The sequence below is a fragment of the Streptomyces sp. P9-A2 genome (assembly GCF_036634175.1).
Taxonomy (GTDB): Bacteria; Actinomycetota; Actinomycetes; order Streptomycetales; family Streptomycetaceae; genus Streptomyces; species Streptomyces pratens.
Map to the genome: position 1 here is coordinate 38259 of NZ_JAZIFX010000001.1, position 19858 is coordinate 58116.

Consider the following 19858-nt stretch of genomic DNA (forward strand, 5'->3'; position numbering starts at 1 on the left):
ACAGCGCTCCAGGGTCTTACGCGGCCTAGTGGCCGGACATGCCGCCGTCGACGGGCAGCGTGATACCGGTGACGTACGTCGACGCGTCGCTTGCGAGGAACACCACGACGCCGTCGAGTTCGTGCGGCTCGCCCAGCCGCCGCAGCGTGGTGTGGTGCTCCAGGAAGTCGTTGAGCGCCGGACGCGGGATCGGGTCGGTCAGGTCCGTGGCGAAGTAGCCCGGGGCGATCGCGTTGACCCGGATGCCCTTGCGGCCCGACCACTGCTGGGCGAGGTCGCGGGTGAGGCCGACCAGGCCGGCCTTGCTGGAGACATAGGCCGCCTGCGGGGCGAAGGGCTTGACCAGCGCGAGCGCGCTCGCGACGTTGATGATGCTCGACCCGGGCCGCATGACCCGGGCGCAGGACTGGGCCATCCAGTAGGCGCCCATGAGGTTCACGTCGATGACGCGGCGGAACTCCTCCGGTGTCTCGCGCAGGGCCGGGACGGCCGTGCCGATCCCGGCGTTGTTCACCAGCACGTCGACCGCGCCGAGTTCGGTGACGGCCCGGTCGACGACCTCGGCGCAGTCCTCCGGGGAGACCACGTCGCAGCGCACCGGCAGTGCCCGCACCCCGTGCTTCTCGACCTCCCGGGCGATGTCCCGCAGGCGGTCCACCCGGCGGGCGGCGAGGACCACGTCCGCGCCGGCCGCGGCCAGCGCGCGGGCGAAACCCGCGCCGAGGCCGGAGCTCGCGCCGGTGACGACGGCGACCCTGCCGGTCAGGGAGAACTGTGCGACACCGGTCCTGGGTGTCTCGCCCGGGGCCGTCATCGGACCAGCTCGACCAGGGTCGCGTTGGCCATGCCCCCGCCTTCGCACATGGTGATCACACCGCGTCGTCCGCCGGTGGCCTCCAGATGGCTGATCAGGGTGGCGAGGATGCGGGTGCCGGAGGCGCCCATGGGGTGGCCGAGGGCGATGGCTCCGCCCCGCGGGTTGACCTTCGCGAGGTCCACGCCGAGTTCGCGGGCCCAGACCAGGGGGACGGGTGCGAACGCCTCGTTGACCTCGAAGGCATCGATGTCGTCGATCGTCAGGCCGGTACGGTCGAGCAGGCGCTGGGTGGCGGGGATGACGCCGGTGAGCATCAGCAGCGGGTCGCTGCCGGTCACCGCGAATCCGGTGAGCCTGGCCCGCGGCGTGAGGCCCAGTTCGGCGGCCTTCGCCTCGCTCGTCACCAGGGCCGCGGAGGCCCCGTCGGTAAGGGGCGAGGAGTTGCCGGGCGTGATGTGCCAGCCGATCTCCGGGAAGCGCTCCGCGAGCCCGTCGTCCCTGAACGACGGCCGCAGGCCCCCCAGTTGTTCGGCGGTGGTACCGGGGCGGATGGTCTCGTCGGCGGTGACGCCGCCGACCGGCACGATCTCCCGGGCGAAGTCGCCCGCGGCGGCGCGGGCGGCGGCCAGCTCGTGGGAGCGTGCGGCGAACTCGTCCAGCTCCAGCCGGCCGAGCTTCCAGCGCCCCGCGATGATCTCGGCGGAGACACCCTGGCCGACCAGTCCCTCGGGGTAACGGCCCGCCAGGGGCGCGAACGGCTTGCCCTCGCGCCCCGGGAACCCGAGCGGCACCCTGCTCATGGACTCCACCCCGCCGGCGACCACCACGTCGTAGGCACCGCTCATCACGCCCTGGGCGGCGAAGTGCAGTGCCTGCTGGGCGGATCCGCACTGGCGGTCGACAGTGGTGGCCGGCACGGACTCCGGGTAGCCGGCGGTGAGCAGGGCGGTCCGGGCCACGTTGGTGGCCTGGTCCCCGGCCTGACCGACACAGCCGGCGATCACGTCGTCGATCCGCGCCGGGTCGACCCCGGTGCGTTCGAGCAGGGCCGTCAGCGTCGTGGCCAGCAGGTCGGCCGGGTGCACACCGGACAGGGCGCCGCCGGGTTTGCCCCGGCCGGAGGGGGTGCGCACCGCGTCGACGACGACGGCAGGAGACAGCTCGGGCATGGGTTTCTCCTGAGTGGGACGGTCAGGTCGGGGCCGGGGCGCCGGGCCGGGTCAGGCTCCCGCGAGCTGCGGGATCACCTTGCTGCCGAAGAGCTCGATGGCGTCGAACAGCTCCGGCTCCGGCATGCCGCCCATGTCCATGTAGGCGAGGTGCGTGGTGACCTTGAGCTGCTCGCTCAGCCGGGAGATCCGGTCGACGACCTCGTCCGGACTGCCGACGATGGCCGGGCCCTTGGTGGTGAGCCAGTCGAAGTTGAAGGGACGCTGGTTCTGCTTCGGGACGGCGGGGTTGATCTGCGCGAGCAACTCGTTCATCCAGGCGTGGTAAGCGGCGTACCGCGGTTCCCACTGGTCGCGCGCCGACTTGCTGTCGGGGCCGACCCAGACGTGCCAGCCCGCACCGATCTCCGGCTCCCAGTCGTGGCCGTGCTCCTCCCACTTGGCGAGGTAGTGGTCCACGACCTTGGTGAAGAACGACGGGTCGCCGAAGGCGCTGGGAAGCATCAGCTTCCAGCCCAGGCGGGCGGCGTGTTCGACGGACTCCAGGGAACTGCCGCCGCCGATCCACATGCAGTCGCGGGCCGCCTGGATCGGGGCCGGCTGCAGGGACTCGCCGTTGATGGAGGGCCTGAACTGCCCGGACCAGTGCAGGGGTTCACCGGTCCAGAGCTGGTCGACGAGTTCCGCGTTCTCCTTGAAGCGGGCCGCGGACTCGTCCAGGCTCTGGCCGAAGAGGGTGTAGGTCGAGGCGAAGAAGTTGCCCCGGCCGTGCACGACGTCGACGCGGCCGTCGGACAGCACGTCGACCGTGGCGTAGTCCTCGGCGATGCGCAGACCGTCCAGGTTGGCGAGCAGGGTGACGGCGGTGCCGAGGCGCAGGGTGGTGGTGCGCTCCGCGATGGCGGCGAGGACGACCGGCGGTGCCGAGTAGATGTACTCGATCCCGTGGTGCTCGCCCATGTTGATGCCGTTGAATCCGGCGGACTCGGCGAGGACGGCCATCTCCGGGAACATCTTGTAGCGGCGCGCGTTGGTGCTCCGCTCACCGGTCACGGGGTCGGTGACGAGGTCACCCAGCGACATCAGGTTGAACTTCATGGAGCCTCTTTCGCGTCAGGCCGGCAGGGCACTCACAAGGAGCCTTACGTGGCATTAATCTAACACCCTTGGGTTAAGGGGTCAATCGTCGAGGAAGGCGCGGATGGCCTCGACGAAGGCGTCGTTGCGGTCGCCGACGACCATGTGTCCCGCGCCGTCGAGCGTGACCGCGCGGGCCGTGGGCATCACCGTCAGGAACTCGCCCACCTCGTCCTCCCGGACGACGTCGCTGTCACCGCCCGCGACCAGCAGGGTGGGCACGCCGACCGACTTCGCGGCGGCGACCGCGTCGTCCGGCCGGACCAGCGGGTGGGGGCCGCCGTCGGCCTCCGGGAGGATGGCCGGGTCCCAGTGCCACCGCCACCGGCCGTCCGCACCGCGGCGCACATTGCGGTGCAGCCCCTCAGTATCCGAACGACGTTCGGTCGAGCGGTACGCCGCGACGGCCTCCGCGACCTCCTCCAGACTGCCGAAGCCCTCGAGGTGGGCCGTCATGAACCGTCTGATCCGGGCGATGCCGACCGGGTGCGGACGCGGGGTGATGTCGACCAGCACCAGACGCTCGGTCAGGTCCGGGCGCCGGGCCAGTCCCATCAGTGCGGTCATGCCGCCGAGGGACGCGCCGGCCAGGCAGGCGGGGCGGCCCCCGCCCACCTGGTCCAGGACGCGCTCCAGGTCGTCGATGTAGTGCTCGATGGAGTAGTCCCGGTCCGCGGACCAGTCGCTCTCGCCGTGCCCGCGGGCGTCGTAGGTGACGGCCGTCCAGCCGTCGCCCGCCAGGGTCTCGGCGGCGCGGCTCCAGGAGTGCCGGGTCTGGCCCCCTCCGTGGAGCAGCACCACCAGGCCGCGCCCGGTGCCGGGCACGGCCGGTGCCCGCACATCGGCCACGATCCTGCCGGCCGTGCCGCGCAGGACCAGGGGTGCCCGCTCCACGGTCACCTCCGGCCCGCGGACGTGGTCCGCAGCACGCCCAGGATCTCGTCGTTGTGCTCACCGAGCAGCGGCGCACCGCGCCGGATGACCCCCGGTGTCCGGCTCAGTTTGGGAACCACACCGGGCATCGGGACGCTCTCGCCGTCCAGGGACGGATCGGGCACTTCCACGACCATCTCCCGTGCCCGGTAGTGCGGGTCGCCGAGGATGTCGGGCGCGGTGTAGATCCGGCCGGCGGGCACTCCCGCCCGGTCCAGCACGTCGAGGAGTTCGTCGACGCTCTGCCCGCGCGTCCAGCGCGCGATCTCGGCGTCCAGTTCCAACTGGTGCTCGCCGCGCCGCAGATGGGTGGCGTACCGGCCGTCCGGCGCGGCCCACCCGGGGCGTTCCATCAGGGCGGCGAGCCGGCTGAACACGGTGTCCTTGTTGGCTCCCATGACGATCCACCGTCCGTCGGAGGTGGGATACACGCTGGAGGGCGCGATGCCCGGCAGCAGGGGGCCGGAGGGGCCGCGCACCTTCCCCAGCTTCACGAACTCGGGGAGGATCGACTCCATGTACATCCACGTCGCCTCGTAGAGGGCCACGTCGATGACCTGGCCCCGGGGGCCCGGACGCAGATGGCCCGACAGCAGGGCGAGCAGGGCACCGATGAAGCCCTGGGTGCCGGCGAGAGCGTCCCCGATGGAGATGCCGACCCGCACGGGCGGCCGGTCCGGCTCGCCGGAGAGGTGCCGGAAGCCGCTCATCGCCTCGGCGATGGAGCCGAATCCGGCGCGGTCGCGCAGCGGGCCGGTCTGGCCGTAGCCGGTGATGCGGACCATGACCAGGTCCGGGTTGCCGGCCTGCAGGTCCTCGGGGCCGAGGCCCCAGCGTTCCATGGTGCCGGGGCGGAAGTTCTCGATGACCACGTCGGCCGTACGGGCCAGTTCGCGGAAGGCGGCCTGACCCTCGGCCTCGCGGAGGTCGAGGGTGACCGACTTCTTGCCGCGGCCGATGATGGGCCAGTACAGCCCCACGCCCTTGTAGAGCCCGCCCCAGCGGCGCATGTCGTCACCGGCCGGGGGTTCGACCTTGATGACCTCGGCGCCGTGGTCGGCGAACAGGTGGGCGCAGAACGGCCCGCTGATGATGTGTCCGACCTCCAGGACGCGCAGGCCGGCGAGCGCGCCGCCGTCGGCGGACGCCGTCCGGGCGGTCATCGGTCGAACCCGTTCCGCGTCAGCCAGCCGTCGATGTGGTCGACCGCGGACCGGAGGTGTTCCTTCTGGCCGCTGTAGTAGTGGTTCGCGCCCTCGATGACGCTGAGCTGCTTGTTCTCGTGGGCGATGCCCTCGTAGATGGCCCGGGGGTGGGCCGGCGGGCACGCGTCGTCGCGGGAGTTCTCCAGCAGGAGCACCGGGACGGTCACCCGGGACGCCGCGTCGACGGCGTCGACCTGGGCGGTGTCGTAGGACCACTGGGAGAGCCAGCTGCGGGTGGTGGTGAAGCGGCCCAGCGCCGAGGGGCCGTCGTTGACCAGGCGGGGGTCACCGAGGTAGGAGCCGGGGGCCCGGTCGTTGGGGTCGACGGAGAGGTCCAGCCAGCGGGGGTCTGCCATGGTGCCCTGCACCACGAAGCAGTGCTCCTCCTGGTCGCGTCCGGCCGCCTTCAGACCGGCCAGCCGCTCCTGGCAGTAAGCGGTGATACGGCGGCTGCGGGCCACCTGGGCCGCGCGGTACTCGGCCAGGAACTCCGCGGTGTACGGAGGCTGGTCGGGGTTCTGAGGGGAGTACAGGTTCAGGTGGGGGTCGCGCTCGTCGGGGCGCGACTCGTCGAGGATCGAGGCGTCCAGGAAGTCGGTGAGCAGGTGGTGCCGGCTGCGGTGGGCGGCAAGGATCATCACCCCGTCGGCCGGGGTGAGCCGGGTGTCGGCGAGCGGGGTGTACTCCCCCGCACCGGTCAGCTTGATGACCGGTTTCTCGGCCTCGGCCTGATAGCCCATCATCAGCGAGCCGCCGCCGCTCCATCCGGCCAGGATGACCCGCTCGTAGCCGAGGCGCTCCTTGGCGTCCTTCACCACGGCGCCGAGGTCGAGCAGGACGTTCTCCATGATCAGCGCGGCGTCGCCGTTGCTGTAGCGGGTGCCGGCGGCGACCACGTGGAATCCGGCGCGGGCCAGCGCCGAGAACATCGGCAGGTAACCGGGCGATCCGATCGGGTGCATGGCGACCACGCAGGTGGTGGACGGGTTCTCCCCACGGAGCAACTGGGCCTGCAGCACCACCGAGTCACCGATCGTGCCGTAGACGTCCTTGCGGGTGGAGTTGTCCCGTTGCACCACGAGGTAGGGGGTGCGGGTGTACTTCACGGACCTGTCCGCGGGCATGGGCGTTCCTCCGGTGCTCGACGTCGTGCGGGCCGGCTGTCAGATGCCGTCCACAAAACCATACAGCGTTTGGATCCTTCTGTGCAGCTCCTCCGAGGCCGGGGCTCCGGCCTGTGGACCGGGCCGGGGCAGGGTGGGGCACAGCCCGTGGGAGGGTGACTGCCCCCGCTCGGCCGAAAGCTCGCGGCAGCGTCCGGCACCGCGGCGGACCGCGGTGCCGGCGCCCGCGAGCCCGGCGGGAACCGTACGGGTGGTCCCCTACGAAGAGGTGCCCCGCGAGAGGTAGCCCCGGCGCTCGCCGGACACGAAGGTCTCGCGGGCCTCGCGCGCGTCACCGCGCATGTTCAGTTCGAGGGTCAGCGCGGTCTCCTGGCGGTACAGCGGGCCGATGTCCCGCCGGGCGCTGCCGTTGATGGCCTTCTTGGCCGCCCTGACCACCGCCGGCCGCTTGGCCGCGATGACCCCGGCCAGCCGCCGTGCCTCCACCACGACCGACTCCTCGTCGGGCACCGCGACCACGGTCCCGTACGAGGCCAGTTCCCGCCCCAGGACCGGCTCGCAGGTGAGCATGGCCTGGCGCAGCCGTTTGTCCGGCATCAGGCCCATGGCCTGGACCGCGCCGCCGGTGGCACCGTTGTCGACCTCGGCGAGCACGAAGCGGCACTCCTCGTCGGCGACGACGATGTCGCAGGCGCCGGCGACCAGGACGCCCAGCCCGATGCAGTAGCGGTGTACGGCGGCGATGACGGGGGCGGCGCACTCGTGCAGGGCCACCGTGAGGTCCGTGGAGCCGTTGACCTGGCCGAGGATGCCCTCGAAGCCGGGCAGCCGCTGGACCTCCTTGACGTCGCCACCCCCGATGAAGCCCCGGCCCTCGCCGCGCAGGAGCACCGCGCGTACCTCGGGGCGCGCGGCGACGCCCTCCACGACGGCTGCCAGCGCGGCGAGGTCATCGATCCCGACGGCGTTGACCGGCGGGGCGTCGACGACCAGCTCGAGGACGCCGTCCTCGGACAGCTTCTGGTGGATGGGCACGGTGTCCTCCTTCGCTCAGCGTCCGCGTTCGTCGCCGGTCAGCGACGGGACCTTCGGGTGCGGCATGGGGTGGGCCAGGGGCGGGGCCTCGTCGGGCGCCTCGGCCCGGCACATCTCGACCGCCTTGGCGTAGGCGGCGACCTGCCGGTCCTCCAGCTCGTAGTCGAACCTGGCGGTGTACATCGGGTACGCCTCGGGGGTGGGCGGATTCTCCCGCAGCCACTCGACGGTCTCCACGAGCGCGTCGTACGCCGTGATGACGTCCCGGTGACCGAGCTGGGTGCGGATCTTCGAGGCGTCGACCGTCATGTGCGGGCGGGAGGCGGGCGCCAGGAACTCGTTGACGGCCGAGGGCGCGATCAGCGACGGGATGCCCACGAAGTCCAGCGGCTTCCCGCAGATCTCCGCCACCACCTCGGCCCACTGGCGCAGGGTGAACTGGTCGTCGTCGGCGACGTTGTAGGACTCGCCGTCGGCCACCTCGGGCTGGTCGACCATCGCCATGATGCCCGCGGCCGCGTTCCGGGCGGCGCAGCGGAAGATCGTCCACAGGCCGTCGTCGGGCAGGATCATGTAATCGCGGCCGTCCTGGATCCGCTTCAGCACCGCCCACTCCCACGGCACGATGTTGCGCGGGCCGTAGATCTGCGGGTACCGGACGTAGGACGCCTTGTAGGCGCCGTTCGCGGCGCGTTCCATCACCGAGCGCTCGGCGTTCAGGATCTGCATCGCGAACTTCGCGGGCACCTCGGCGGTGTCGGCCAGCGGGCTGTCCTCGCGGGCGTTGACCTTCATGCCCCACGGCTTGGAGCCCTGCGGCTCGATGAAGCCGCGGTAGACCGGTACCCCGCCGACACAGATCAGCTGGTCGGTGCGGCCGGCGAAGAACTCCCCGGTCACCCGCATCCGCCCGTAGGTCGCGACCACGAGGTCCCACTCCTGGCCACCGACGACCTCCTGAAGCGTCTCGGCGAAGTGCGGGTCGGCGTGCAGGTGCCGGACATCGGGCAGACCGGGGGGCTCGTGGGCGCCGCGGTGCAGCATGGTGACGTCGTGGCCCCGGTCGAGCAGCCCCTGCAGGATGTGCGGGCCGGTCGGGCCGGTGCCGCCGATGACCAGTGTCCTCTTGCTCATGGCTCAGTCCTCGATTCCACGGCTGACCGCGGGGGCCAGCCCTTCGCTGAAGGCGGTCTGTCCGCCGTCGACCGGGATGACCGCGCCGGTGATGAAGCTGGAGAGGTCGGAGGCGAGGAACACCACCGCCTGTGCCATCTCCTCGGGCCGGCCGACCCGGTTCAGCAGATGGGAGCGCTCGACCTCGCGCAGCCGCTCCGCGGGCAGGCCGTTGCGCAGCGCGGGGGTGTCGAAGACACCGGGCACGATCGCGTTGCAGCGGACGCCCCGCGCCCCGTAGTGCACCGCCACCGTGCGGGTCAGCCCGATGATGCCGGCCTTGGCGGTGTTGTAGCTCATCCGCCAGGTGGCGCCGGTGACGCCGCGGGTGGAGGACATGTTGACGATGCTGCCCTTCCCGGCTTCGAGCATCCCGGGCAGCACGTGCTTGCAGCCGAGTGCGGCGCCGGTCAGGGTGACCGACAGGCTGGTGTTCCACGCCTCCAGGTCGAGGTGGAGCGGGTCACGGTCGAGGTCCATCACCGGTCCGCCGGTGAGCGCGGCGTTGTTGTGCAGCACCGTCACCGGCTCGGCGAACGCCCGGCGCGCCGCCTCGACGGCCTCCTCCCAGGAAGCCTCGTCGGCGATGTCGAGGACCACCGCGGCGGCCGTGCCGCCGGCCCCGGTGATCGCCTGCGCGGTGGCGGTCGCGGTGTCGCCGTTCACGTCGGTCACCAGCACCTTGGCGCCCGCCGCGGCAAGGGCCTCGGCGGAGGCCCGGCCCATTCCGGAGCCTGCGCCGGTGACCAGCGCGACCCTCTCGTCCAGGGAACCCATCGTCGTGTTCTCCGTTCACCTCGGCGTAAAACCAAACAGTGTTCTATCAGGGTCGGGGGCGCGGGGGAAGGAGGGTCAGTCCCCGGCGCGCATGTGGTCGTCCAGGAGGGGCGGCCGGTCGGTCACGAAGTCCTCGGGCAGGTAGCGCTCGGCGAACTCGCGGGTGTCGTAGAAGTAGTCGCGGACCCAGCGGATGCGGCCGTCCTCGATCTTGAGCGTGCCCATCACCTTGAACGAGTGGAGCAGTTCGCCGTCGGCGTCGACGGAGTCGTCGTACCGCTCGGTGAGGACGTAGGGGCCGTCGGCGGCGGCGTGCACCAGGTCGAACCGGAAGCCCGCCACCCCCTTCCTGGCCTTCGCCTTCTCCAGGTCCGTCACCAGCTGCTCCAGGCTGGTCACCCGGGGCGGGTCGAAGCCGGCGGAGGCCCACCACAGGTCGTCGTGGCACAGCCGCCGGGCGGTCGCCGCCATGTCGTCGTGGGAAGGCCCGAAGTGGGCGAAGAAGTCGCGCACCACGGTCAGCGGATCGGTGTTCACGCCCCCTCCTCCCCTTCCCCGGCCGATGGGCCCGGCACGGGCCGGGCGTTCTCGTGGTCGTAGCGGTAGGCCGTGAGCACGGCCTCGTTCTCGCCCTCGTGGAAGCGGCGGACCAGGTCGTCGAAGTCCACGCCGTGACCGACCGGGTGCCGGGCGAAGGCCGGCGAGCGCAGGAACGCGGTCGCCTCCTCGTTGCCGGGGAACCGGTCGATCTGCAGCTCGGCCCGGTTCCCGTCCGGGTCCTGGTAGTAGAGCGACAGGGTCGGTCCGTGGTTGACGGCCCAGGTGGGGTCGGTGCCCCGGCCCTTGAGCCGTTCGTACGTGGCGACCAGGTCGGCCAGGCTCGCGTAGGTGAACGCGATGTGGTCCAGGCCCGCCGTGTGCCCGGCGGGCTCGCCGAGGTCCGGCGGCTGGACGACCGCGATCCGGTGGTGCTCGTCGTCGAAGGTCAGGAAGCCGATGAACTCGTTCTCGAACACCACCTCCGCCTGGAGCAGGTCGGCCCACCAGTCGAGCATCGGCCGGAACCGCCGGGTGCGGAGCACCACGTGGGCCAGGCGGGCGGGCACGACCCGGCGGGCCGTGCTCCCTTCCCCGGTCATCAGCTGAGCTCCTCGACGAGGTCGCCGTCGCGCCGGCCGGCCGCCCGCGCGGTGTCCTGCGGGTCGGCGGACTCCGCCGGCTCCTCGGCGCCGCCCCCCAGGTAGGCGCTGAGCACCCGCGGGTCGTTGCGCACCTCGTCGGGGCTGCCGTTGACGAGGACGGCTCCGGCGGTCAGCACGGTCACCTCGTCGCAGGCGGCGAGCACCATGTCGATGTTGTGCTCGACCAGCAGGATGCCCATGCCCCAGTCCTTGGCCAGGCGGCGCAGCAGCGCGGCGAGGTCCTGTGCCTCGGGGTCGCTCAGGCCGGCGGCGGGCTCGTCGAGGCAGAGCACCGAGGGGGTGCTGGCGACGGCCCGGGCGATCGCCGCGAGGCGGCGGTGGCCCATGGAGAGTTCGCCGGGCTTCAGGTCGAGCTCGCCGAGCAGGTTGAACTCGCGGGCCGCGGCGAGCGCCACGCCGTTGAGCTGGATGCGGCCCGGCCGCACGAAGTCGGCACCGTACTTCAGAGGGCTCCACTGCTCGCTGGCGATGGCGAGGTTCTCGCGCAGGGTGAGGTCCTCGAACAGCTCCAGGGACTGGAAGGAGCGGCCCAGGCCGGCCTTCAGCCGCTTCTGGGGCGACAGCCGGGTCAGGTCGGTGCCGTCCAGGTCGACCGTGCCCGTCTCGGTCCGTACGAAGCCGGTGACGGCGTCGATGGCCGTGGTCTTGCCCGCGCCGTTGGGGCCGATCAGGCCGTGCACGGTGCCGGGTTCCACGGTGAACGTGGCGTCGGCCACGGCGACCACGTTGCCGAAGCGCACCCGCACTCCGGAGACGGTGAGCCGCTTGGGCGCCACCGGCTCCGCCTTGACCGCTTCGGCGGCCTGCACGTCCGCGGCGTCGGCCACCGGCTCCGCCTTCCTGCGGCGCAGCTTGCGTCCGATGCCCTTGACCAGTTCGACGTTGACCTGCCACAGCCCGGACGGGTTCTGCACCAGGATGACCAGCAGCATCAGGCCGCTGATCAGCGGGAGCCAGGACTCGATCGAGTGGATGCCGGAGAACAGTTCCGAGCCGACGCCCGACGGCATCAGCGTGCCGCCCATGACACCGCCGCCGACGTAACCGGCGCCGCCCACCACGGTCATGGCGACGACCACGATGGAGTTGAAGGTGTCGAAGTTGATGGTCACCACGCTGAAGCTGCGGAAGGTGAGTACCACACCGGCGATGGCCGCGATGCCGGCCGCCGCACCGAAGGCGAACAGCTTGGCGCCGAAGACGCTGACGCCCAGGGAGGCCGCCGCACGCTCGTTGCTCCGCACGGCGAGCAGCCGCCGGCCGACGGCGCCGCGGCGCAGGTTGAGGACGCCGACCGCCACGAGCACCAGCAGGACGAGCGACATCACGGCGTAGTTTCCGGGTGCCAGCAGGCCGCTGACGTTCAGCCCGAAGATCTCGATGGGCGGGACGACGATGCCGCTGGTGCCGCCGCTGTAGTCGCTGTTGTTGAGGACGATGTTGTAGATGACGACGGCGAGGCCGAGGGTGACGATGGCCAGGTTGATGCCGCGGGTGCGCAGGGCGGGCAGCGCCACCAGTACGCCGAGCAGCGCGGTGACGGCCACGGCACCGGCGAGGGCGGCGAGGAAGGGCCACTTCAGGTCGGCCACCAGGCGGGCGGCGATCAGGGCGCCGAAGCCGGCCAGCACGTACTGGGCGAGCGAGAGCTGCCCGGCGTAGCCGGTGACGAGCACGATGGACACGCACAGGATCGCGAAGCCCATGGTGACGGTGACGGCGTTGGTCCAGGCGGTGTCGAACACCGAGGAGACCAGCCAGGCCATGACCGCGGTGACGACGACCGTGGGGATGATCCGCACCTTGCCGGAGCCCACGTCGATCATGCGGTCCAGTACGTGGCTGCGCAGCGGGATGCCGCGTCCGCGCAGCACCATGACGACGACCACGATGATGAAGGGCACACTGGCCGACCAGCCGGGCGCGCTGACGTAGCGGGCCAGGAGGGACTCGACGACACCGAGGCCGATGGCTCCGGCGAAGACGATCGGGAACGAGTTGAAGTTGGCGATGAGGCCGACGGCGAGGGCGGGGATCACCAGCATGGCGAGGACCTGCGGCTGCAGGTAGGTGATCGGCGCGATCAGGGCGCCCGCGAGCGCGCTGAGGCCGGCGCCCAGGGCCCAGTTGACGGTCGCGATGCGCTCCGGGGAATGCCCGAGGCTCGCGGCGACGCGCACGTTCTCGGCGACCGCGCCGGTGGCGCGGCCGAACGTCGTACGGCGGTAGACGAACCAGAGCGCGACGGTGGAGGCGGCGCCGAGGAGGAAGAGGATCATGCGGTCGGCGCCGACGTAGACGTCCGGGGCGACCTGGATCCCGTTGGTCGGCAGCAGCGACGGCGCCGCCTTCAGGTCACTGCCGTAGATCAGTACGGCGGCCGATGTCAGCACCATCAGCACGGCGAGGGTCGAGATGACCTTCAGCAGGGCCGAGGCTTCCTTCATCGGTTTGAGGATCAGCAACTGCACCAGGATGCCGAGGACCGCGCCCACCACGACGGCGAAGACCAGGCCGAGCCAGCGCGGGAGCGAGAAGCCCACCACGGCCTGGTAGTAGGCGTAGCCGCCGACCATCACGAAGCCGCCCTGGGCGAAGTTGAGGATGCCGGATCCCCGATAGACCAGTACCAGCCCCTGGGCGATCAGCGCGTAGAGCGCACCGGCTCCCAGGCCGATGAGCACATACCGGAGGATGTCCATGGAGGTGTCTCCTGTGAGTGGTGAGGCCGGGTCGAGCGCGTCAGGCGGCGCTGTCGTGGTCGGAGAGGTAACGGCGCCGGATCTCCTCGTCGCCGTCCGCGGAGTTGCCGCTGGCGACGAGTTCGCCGCGGCGCATCAGGTACCAGCGGTCGGAGGCACCGAGGGCCCGGCGCGCCTGCTGCTCCACGAGCAGCACCCCGATGTCCAGCGTGGTGGCCGCTTCGCGCAGGGCCGCCAGGAGCCGGTCGACCACGAGCGGTCCCAGGCCCAGGGAGAGTTCGTCGGCGAGCAGGACCTTCGGCCGCCGGGCGAGCGCGCGGCCGAGGGTGAGCATCTGCTGTTCGCCGCCGGAGAGGAGTCCGGCCCGGCGGTCCAGAAGTCTGCCCAGTTCCGGGAAGACCTCGACGGCCGGCTCGATGCCGCCGCTGCCCAGGAGCAGGTTGTCCCGGACCGACATCGACATGATGACGGAGCGTTCCTCGGGCACGAAGCCGAGGCCGGCCGCCGCCCGCTTGTGCAGGCCTCCGGTGAGCGGTGCGCCGAACCAGCTGATCTCCCCGCCCAGCGGGTTCAGCTCGCCGGCGAGTGTCAGCAGGGTGGTCGACTTGCCGGCGCCGTTGGGGCCGAGCAGTGCGACGATCTCACCGGCGTGGACCTCGATGTCCAGCCCGCGGACGACGGCGAGATCGCCGTAGCCGGCGACCAGCGACGTCGCCCGCAGGGCGGCGGCTCGCGCCGCGCCGGGCTCGGTGTGGGCGACTGCAGTCACGTCATCTCCCTCAGCGGTGGTGGAGCCGGGTGCGCTGCCATGGCGTGGTGGTGGGCGGCGCACACAACAAAGTAAACGCTGTTTGGTTTTACGCCCACCGCAAGCCGGGCGCAAGATCCGTGCATGGCCGGATTTCCTCGACACTTGGCGCGAACACATCCCTTGATGTTCTGGGCTGCACGCCATTAACCTAACTATGTTTCGTTATGTGTGGCAAGGACTCTGTCTCCTAGGGCAAGGACCCCATGAAGCGAAGACTGTTCTCCACCCTCGCCGTATCCCCTCTCCTCCTCGGTTCGCTGGCCGCCTGCGGCGGCTCCGACTCCGGCACCGCGGCCACCGGGGGCCCGATAAGGATCATGTCGATCGGCTCCTTCGAAACGCCCGTCTTCTCGACCCCCCAGGTCGAGACGGCACTGCGGGCGAAGATCGCCGACATCAACGAGAACGGCGGTATCGACGGACGCGAGGTCGTCCTCAAGATCTGCAACGACAAGTTCGACCCCAACGAGGCCACCTCCTGCGCCCAGCGCGCGGTGTCCGACGGCACGCACGCCGTCGTCGGGGGCGCTTCCCCCTTCTCCCCCCAGTTCCTGCCGGTCCTGGAGGCCGCGAAGATCCCGTTGGTGGCCGGGAGCGCCAGCTCGGGCCAGGTGGAGCTGCAGAGCGAGGTCTCCTTCCCGGTCAACGCGGGCGCGCCCGGCATGTCGCTCGGCACCGGGCGCCTGGCCGCCGAGGCGGGCCCCTCCACCGTCGTCATCGCCTCCGACAACGAGGGCTCGCAGACCGGCGCCGACCTGAGCATCCAGGGCGCCGAGTCGGCCGGCGCCAAAATGGCCAAGGTCACGATGAAGCTGGGCGCCCCGGACGTCTCCGCGACCGTCGCCCGTGCCCTGCAGCTGAAACCCGACGCCATCGCCCTGCAGGTCGTCACCGAGGACGCGCTGAAGGTGGTCAAGAGCCTGCGCCAGTCCGGCTACAAGGGCGCGCTCACCGCTCCCGGCTCCCTCTTCCCGCCGGCCAGCCTGAAGGCGCTCGGTGAGTTCGCCGAGGGCGTTCGCATGACCAGCCGGGTGGTGCCGCCCACGTCCACCGACATCCCCCAGGTCAAGGAGTTCCTCGCCCAGATGAAGGCCGAGGACCCCGGGGCCCAGACCGACGATCTCGCCCTCAACGCCTGGACCGGCATGTACCTGCTGGCCGAGGTGCTGAAGGGCCACGAGATCACCGACGGCGCGTCCGTGATCGCGGCCTTCGACGCCATCAAGGAGCCGATCGAACTCGGTACCGCCCCGGACTACACCGGCGTGCCCGCGACACCGGACTCCAAGACCTACCCCCGGGTGCCGCAGTTCGCCACGGTCGGCAGCACCGTCAAGGACGGCGAGATCGTCCGGGACGGGGACTTCTTCAACCCGCTCGAGCTGTGAGCATGGACACCGTCGTCGTCACCGGGGGCGCCGGCGGCATCGGCGCGGCCACCTGCCGGTACCTCGCCGAACAGGGCTACCGGGTGGTCGTCGCCGATCCGCAGCGCGCGGAGGGTGAGCGGCTGGCCGGCGAACTGGACGGCCTGTTCGTCCACCACGACGTGGGGGACCCGCGGTCCTGGGACACGCTCATGACCGCGGCGGTGGACCGCTTCGGTGCGCTGTACGCCCTGGTGGCCGCAGCCGGGGTCAAGAGCGAATACCTCCTGGCCAGTCCGCCTGACCCGGTCCTGTTCCACCGCACCGCCACGGTCAACCAGCTCGGAGTGATCCTCGGGGTCCAGATCGTCGGGGAGCACCTGCGGCAGCAGGGCCGGGGCTCGATCGTCAACATCGCCTCCGGTGCGGCGATGCCGCCGTCGCAGAGCCCGGACCTGGCCTATGTCAGCACGAAGTGGGGGGTGCGCGGGATCAGCCGGGTCGCCGCGCGGCGGCTCGCGCCGCACGGAGTACGGGTCAACACGGTGCTGCCCGGGCTGGTCCGCACCCCGATGATCGCCGGCGTCACGGAGCGGGATCCCGGACGGGTCGCGTCGGTCGAGGCGGTGATCCCGATGGGACGGATGGGCCGCCCGGACGAGATCGCCCGGGCCGTGTACTTCTTCGTCTCAGAACTCGGCTCGTACGCCACCGGCGCCGAACTGGTCGTCGACGGGGGGTCCCTCGCCTGACGGACCCGGCACACGACGGGGCGGGCGGCCCACGGCACGCGGGACACCGGGGAGACCCCGCCCGCTCCCGTATCCGCCCCGGACGCCTCCGGGGCGGCGCGCCCCCGGGCGGGATCCCCTTCCCCGCCCGGGGGCGCGTACGGCCATCGGCCACGCCCCGCCCGGGCAGACGGGCCGGCGACGGCGTGGGGCCGGGGCCGGAAGCCGGCCCGCCGGTGTCCCGGGCGGACGGACGCGCGTGCCGCGCGTGCGGACGGCCGGTGGCCACCCCGTCCACCGGCCGTCCGTCGCGGTGCCTCGCGGCCGTGTCCCGCCCGTGCGGGTCAGCCCTCCAGCGGGTCGAAGAACTCGCCGTCCGGGACGATCTTGCCGTCCTCGATGGTGCTCGGCATCACCTTGAAAACCGAGACTCGCGGGTACTCCTTGTGCGGCACGTCGCCTCCGAGGCCCGGGTAGTCGGGGTAGATGCCGAACAGGTCCACCGGCTCGGCGATGTCCGACAGGGCGTCGATGACCGACTGCCCGTCAGTGACCTTCTTGCCGCTCAGGATGCCGGGCAGGGCGCGCACGGAGAGCCAGCCGTTGAGGCTGATGTCGTCGATGGGCGCGTCGGCGTCGAGGGCGTGCACCTCCTTGTTGAACTGCGCGATCATCTCGTTCTCGCTGTACGCCGAGGGGAGGCCGCGGCCGGCGAGGACGATGCCCTCCGCCTTGTCGCCGAGGGCCTTGATCGAGGCCGGGTTGACGATGGACGCCGGGCCGGTGATCGGGCCCTTGAACCCGTTCTCGCGCAGGGCCGACACGATGCGCGTGGCGGTGTCCCCGGACGCGGTGATCACGACGCCGTCCGGCTTCTGGTCGAGCACCTTGAGGGCGATCGGGTTGTAGTCGGCGGCGGTCTGCGGGGCGACGACCTCGGTCGTGGTTCCGCCGGCGCGCTTGATGCCCTGCTCGGCCTGCTTGACGGAGGCACGGCTGGAGGCGTTGTCCGCGGGAACCACGACGATCTTGTCGCCGCCGCGCTCCGCGGCCAGCCGGCCGGCCGCGATGACGAAGGCGCTGGATCCGGCGTTGATCGGGTAGAACGCCGCCTCCTCGCTCTCCGCGGTGCCGTCACCGCCACCGGGGCCGATAAAGGGTATCTTCGCCGCCTCCAGGACGGGGGCGAGCGCGGCCGTGTGCGGGGTCATGCCGCCGACAACGGCGGCGACGCCCTCACTGATCGCGCGCTGGGCGCAGGCGGTGGCCTCGTTGGGGTCGAACTTGTCGTTGCAGAAGGAGACCTTGAGCTTGCGGCCGTCGATGCCGCCGCCCTTGTTCACCGCGTCGACCGATGCCTGGATGGCGGTCTCCAGCTGGGGAATCGAGTAGACCGGGCTCTCGAAGGAGGCGATCGACATGATCTTGATGGGGCCTTCGGCGCCCGCCTCGGAGCTGGAGTCGCCGCCACCGCACGCGGTGAGCGGCAGGGCCAGGGCGAGCGTCGCGGCGGCGATTTTCGCGGAGCGGTGCATGGATGTCTCCTACGTGATCAGGAAGGGGGTGTGGGAGCGGGCCGCTCTGCTGCCGCCGTTCGCGCGGCAGGAGGGTCGAGCGGACTCCGCGGAGGCCGGACCGGTCCGGTCCATGCGGGGTGGGCGGGCCGGGCCGCCGGGTCGCGGCCCGGCCCGCCGTACTCAGAACGTCTGTGCGAGCAGGGTCGCTTCGCGGGTGGCGGTGGTGACGCCACGGGGGGCGATCACGTCACCGCAGGTGTGCGCGGTGACGCCGAGCGCCTCCAGTTCGTGGACCAGCCGGTCACGCGGCACGGGGTGCACCGCGGCGACGACGACGTCGATCCCGGGCAGTACGCTCTCGACTCCGTCGGGGTCGATGAGCGTGGCCTGTCCGTCCTCGTACGACCTGAGGTCCCGGAAGGTCATCGCCGTGATGTGCGACGACCGGCGGAAGAGGTCCTGGTAGTCGAGCCGGTGGTTGTAACCGCTGTTGGTGACCAGCCGGTCGAACGGCGTCACGTAGACGACGTCGCGGCCCTCCAGCGCCAGTTTCTCCACCGCCACACCGGCCGGGTTGTGCCCGGTGCGGTCCACGACCAGTACGGTCGCCCCCTCGGGGACGCCGTGCACGATCGCGTCGTCGACCGTGACGATCCCCGGGCGGTCCAGGCCGTGGGCGGCCAGGTCGTGCTCGGCGCCGGTGGCCACGACGACCTCGTCCACGTCCGCCGCCCGGATGTCGGCCGCGGTGAGCCGGCGTCCGTACTCCACCTCGACGCCCTCGTGGCGGAGTTCGCCCACCAGGTGGTCGACGGTGCCGAACAGTTCGGCGGCGCGGGTGTCCAGCAGGTTGCGCAGCCGGCCGCCCGGCCGGTCGGACGCCTCGACGATCCGTACGTCGTGGCCCCGCTTGACCGCCACCTCGGCGGCCTGGAGGCCGGCGACTCCGGCGCCCACGACGAGGACGCGCTTGCGCCGCGACGGCGCCGGCAGGGCGGCGAACTGTGCCTCGCGGCCGAACTCCGGGTTGTGCCAGCACTGCACGGCCTTGCCGTCCACGCGCCGGCTGTTGCACTCGGCGACCCGCACGCAGGTACGGATGCGGTCCTCGTCGCCACGCAGGATCTTGACGCCCATGTCCGGGTCGGAGAGGAAGCCGCGGGTCATGCCGATCAGGTCGCACATGCCGTGCTCCAGGGCCCGCTCCGCCATGTCCGGGTCGACGATGCCGCCGACGCCGACCACCGCCACCCGCGCGCCGACCGCGTCCCGCAGTCCCTTGGCCAGTTCGAGGTCGTAGCCCTTGGGGTAGCGGAAGGAGGCGACCGACGGCTGGGAGTACGCCGGTGCCTTGGTGCCGATGGAGAGGTTCATGAAGTCGATGTGGCCGGTGTCCACCAGGCGCCTGGCGACGTCGTTGAGCTCCTCCACGGTGAGGCCGTTCTCGTCCTCGCGCAGATGGTCGTCGGCCGTCATCCGCCAGCCGAGGATCCCGTCCTCGCCCAGTCCCGAACGGACCGCTTCGAGCACCGCGGTGGAGAAGGCCAGTTGCTCGCCCCACTCGTCGTCGCGGCCGTTGCCCCAGGGGCTGTAGGACTGCTGGAGCAGGTAGCCGTGGGCGCCGTGCAGTTCGAGCCCGTCCAGGCCGGCCTCGCGGAACACCTCGGCCATCCGGCCGTAGGCGTCCACGGTCATCTGCACCTCGGCGCCGGTCATCCGGTGGGCGGCCTCACCGAACTCGTCCTGGCCGCCGTTGAAGGACCACTCGGCGCGCTCGTCGAGCAGCACGTGCGAGCCGATCTGCCGGCCGAAGCTGACCACCTGCGGGGTGACCAGCGCGCCCTCCTCGTGCACGGCGTCGGCCAGCCGCTTGAGCCGGTCGACCACCGGCCACGGCCAGCCGTGGAACGGCTCGACGTTGACCGGCTGGGTGATGAGCAGCGCGGCTCCGCCCCTGGCCCGGCGGCGGCAGTAGTCGACGTAGGTCGTTTCTTCGCCGGCCGGGTGCCAGGGCGCCATGATGCTGTGTGCCGTGGTGATCATCCGGTTGCGGAGCACATGGCCGCGGAGGGTCATCGGGCTGAGCAGACGGGCGTACTTCCCGTCCGTGCGGGGTGACGTCGGCTCAACGGCCGGGCTGGTCGTCATGCGTCTCTCC

Annotated in this window: 17 protein-coding genes; 2 read left to right on the forward strand and 15 right to left on the reverse strand. The window is 71.5% G+C overall.

Annotated features, from left to right (window positions below; all coding sequences use genetic code 11):
* Positions 1 to 25: 25 nt before the first annotated feature.
* The 13 genes from V4Y04_RS00180 to V4Y04_RS00240 form a co-directional block, all read right to left on the reverse strand.
* Positions 26 to 814, reverse strand: coding sequence for an SDR family NAD(P)-dependent oxidoreductase (locus V4Y04_RS00180; RefSeq protein WP_332424850.1), 789 nt, complete (start codon positions 812 to 814; stop codon positions 26 to 28).
* Entirely contained in the window at positions 811 to 1977 is a 1167-nt protein-coding gene (locus V4Y04_RS00185; protein ID WP_332432651.1) for a thiolase family protein, read from the reverse strand. Before V4Y04_RS00185 ends, V4Y04_RS00180 begins: the two co-directional genes overlap by 4 nt.
* A gap of 60 nt (positions 1978 to 2037) precedes the next feature.
* Positions 2038 to 3084 (reverse strand): LLM class flavin-dependent oxidoreductase, encoded by a 1047-nt coding sequence (locus V4Y04_RS00190; RefSeq protein WP_332424851.1) that lies wholly within the window; start codon positions 3082 to 3084, stop codon positions 2038 to 2040.
* A gap of 81 nt (positions 3085 to 3165) precedes the next feature.
* Positions 3166 to 4017, reverse strand: coding sequence for an alpha/beta fold hydrolase (locus tag V4Y04_RS00195; protein WP_332424852.1), 852 nt, complete (start codon positions 4015 to 4017; stop codon positions 3166 to 3168).
* 2 nt (positions 4018 to 4019) lie between these two features.
* A complete protein-coding gene (locus V4Y04_RS00200; RefSeq protein WP_332424853.1) occupies positions 4020 to 5219 on the reverse strand; it encodes a CaiB/BaiF CoA transferase family protein in 1200 nt (399 codons plus the stop codon).
* Positions 5216 to 6385, reverse strand: coding sequence for a hypothetical protein (locus V4Y04_RS00205; RefSeq protein WP_332424855.1), 1170 nt, complete (start codon positions 6383 to 6385; stop codon positions 5216 to 5218). The genes V4Y04_RS00200 and V4Y04_RS00205 overlap by 4 nt, the downstream gene beginning before the upstream one ends.
* A gap of 258 nt (positions 6386 to 6643) precedes the next feature.
* Complete coding sequence (locus V4Y04_RS00210; protein WP_332424856.1) at positions 6644 to 7420, reverse strand: enoyl-CoA hydratase-related protein; 777 nt, start codon at positions 7418 to 7420, stop codon at positions 6644 to 6646.
* Between the two features lie 15 nt (positions 7421 to 7435).
* Positions 7436 to 8554, reverse strand: coding sequence for a hypothetical protein (locus V4Y04_RS00215; protein ID WP_332424858.1), 1119 nt, complete (start codon positions 8552 to 8554; stop codon positions 7436 to 7438).
* Positions 8555 to 8557: 3 nt separating this feature from the next.
* Entirely contained in the window at positions 8558 to 9370 is an 813-nt protein-coding gene (locus tag V4Y04_RS00220; protein WP_332424860.1) for an SDR family NAD(P)-dependent oxidoreductase, read from the reverse strand.
* Between the two features lie 75 nt (positions 9371 to 9445).
* Positions 9446 to 9907: a limonene-1,2-epoxide hydrolase family protein gene (locus V4Y04_RS00225; RefSeq protein WP_332424862.1), complete on the reverse strand. Its 462-nt coding sequence runs from the start codon at positions 9905 to 9907 to the stop codon at positions 9446 to 9448.
* Positions 9904 to 10509: a VOC family protein gene (locus V4Y04_RS00230; protein WP_332424864.1), complete on the reverse strand. Its 606-nt coding sequence runs from the start codon at positions 10507 to 10509 to the stop codon at positions 9904 to 9906. Before V4Y04_RS00230 ends, V4Y04_RS00225 begins: the two co-directional genes overlap by 4 nt.
* Positions 10509 to 13274 (reverse strand): branched-chain amino acid ABC transporter permease/ATP-binding protein, encoded by a 2766-nt coding sequence (locus tag V4Y04_RS00235; protein ID WP_332424865.1) that lies wholly within the window; start codon positions 13272 to 13274, stop codon positions 10509 to 10511. The genes V4Y04_RS00230 and V4Y04_RS00235 overlap by 1 nt, the downstream gene beginning before the upstream one ends.
* A gap of 40 nt (positions 13275 to 13314) precedes the next feature.
* Entirely contained in the window at positions 13315 to 14043 is a 729-nt protein-coding gene (locus V4Y04_RS00240; RefSeq protein WP_332424867.1) for an ABC transporter ATP-binding protein, read from the reverse strand.
* A gap of 245 nt (positions 14044 to 14288) precedes the next feature.
* Between V4Y04_RS00240 and V4Y04_RS00245 the strand changes: the two genes are divergently transcribed.
* On the forward strand, positions 14289 to 15473 hold the full coding sequence (locus V4Y04_RS00245) for an ABC transporter substrate-binding protein (protein ID WP_332424869.1): 1185 nt from the start codon (positions 14289 to 14291) through the stop codon (positions 15471 to 15473).
* 2 nt (positions 15474 to 15475) lie between these two features.
* A complete protein-coding gene (locus V4Y04_RS00250) occupies positions 15476 to 16204 on the forward strand; it encodes an SDR family NAD(P)-dependent oxidoreductase (RefSeq protein ID WP_332432652.1) in 729 nt (242 codons plus the stop codon).
* A 323-nt stretch (positions 16205 to 16527) separates the two neighbouring features.
* On the opposite strand, the gene V4Y04_RS00255 is transcribed toward V4Y04_RS00250, so the two are convergent.
* Both V4Y04_RS00255 and V4Y04_RS00260 read right to left on the reverse strand, forming a co-directional pair.
* A complete protein-coding gene (locus V4Y04_RS00255) occupies positions 16528 to 17718 on the reverse strand; it encodes an ABC transporter substrate-binding protein (RefSeq protein WP_332424871.1) in 1191 nt (396 codons plus the stop codon).
* Positions 17719 to 17880: 162 nt separating this feature from the next.
* Entirely contained in the window at positions 17881 to 19848 is a 1968-nt protein-coding gene (locus V4Y04_RS00260; protein WP_332424873.1) for an oxidoreductase, read from the reverse strand.
* Positions 19849 to 19858 lie beyond the last annotated feature (10 nt).

Coding starts and splice junctions, on each gene's coding strand:
- V4Y04_RS00180 (WP_332424850.1), bottom strand. CDS start 814: ATGACGGCCCCGGGCGAGACACCCAGGACCGGTGTCGCACAGTTCTCC.
- V4Y04_RS00190 (WP_332424851.1), bottom strand. CDS start 3,084: ATGAAGTTCAACCTGATGTCGCTGGGTGACCTCGTCACCGACCCCGTG.
- V4Y04_RS00200 (WP_332424853.1), bottom strand. CDS start 5,219: ATGACCGCCCGGACGGCGTCCGCCGACGGCGGCGCGCTCGCCGGCCTG.
- V4Y04_RS00205 (WP_332424855.1), bottom strand. CDS start 6,385: ATGCCCGCGGACAGGTCCGTGAAGTACACCCGCACCCCCTACCTCGTG.
- V4Y04_RS00215 (WP_332424858.1), bottom strand. CDS start 8,554: ATGAGCAAGAGGACACTGGTCATCGGCGGCACCGGCCCGACCGGCCCG.
- V4Y04_RS00220 (WP_332424860.1), bottom strand. CDS start 9,370: ATGGGTTCCCTGGACGAGAGGGTCGCGCTGGTCACCGGCGCAGGCTCC.
- V4Y04_RS00230 (WP_332424864.1), bottom strand. CDS start 10,509: ATGACCGGGGAAGGGAGCACGGCCCGCCGGGTCGTGCCCGCCCGCCTG.
- V4Y04_RS00235 (WP_332424865.1), bottom strand. CDS start 13,274: ATGGACATCCTCCGGTATGTGCTCATCGGCCTGGGAGCCGGTGCGCTC.
- V4Y04_RS00245 (WP_332424869.1), top strand. CDS start 14,289: ATGAAGCGAAGACTGTTCTCCACCCTCGCCGTATCCCCTCTCCTCCTC.
- V4Y04_RS00250 (WP_332432652.1), top strand. CDS start 15,476: ATGGACACCGTCGTCGTCACCGGGGGCGCCGGCGGCATCGGCGCGGCC.
- V4Y04_RS00255 (WP_332424871.1), bottom strand. CDS start 17,718: ATGCACCGCTCCGCGAAAATCGCCGCCGCGACGCTCGCCCTGGCCCTG.
- V4Y04_RS00260 (WP_332424873.1), bottom strand. CDS start 19,848: ATGACGACCAGCCCGGCCGTTGAGCCGACGTCACCCCGCACGGACGGG.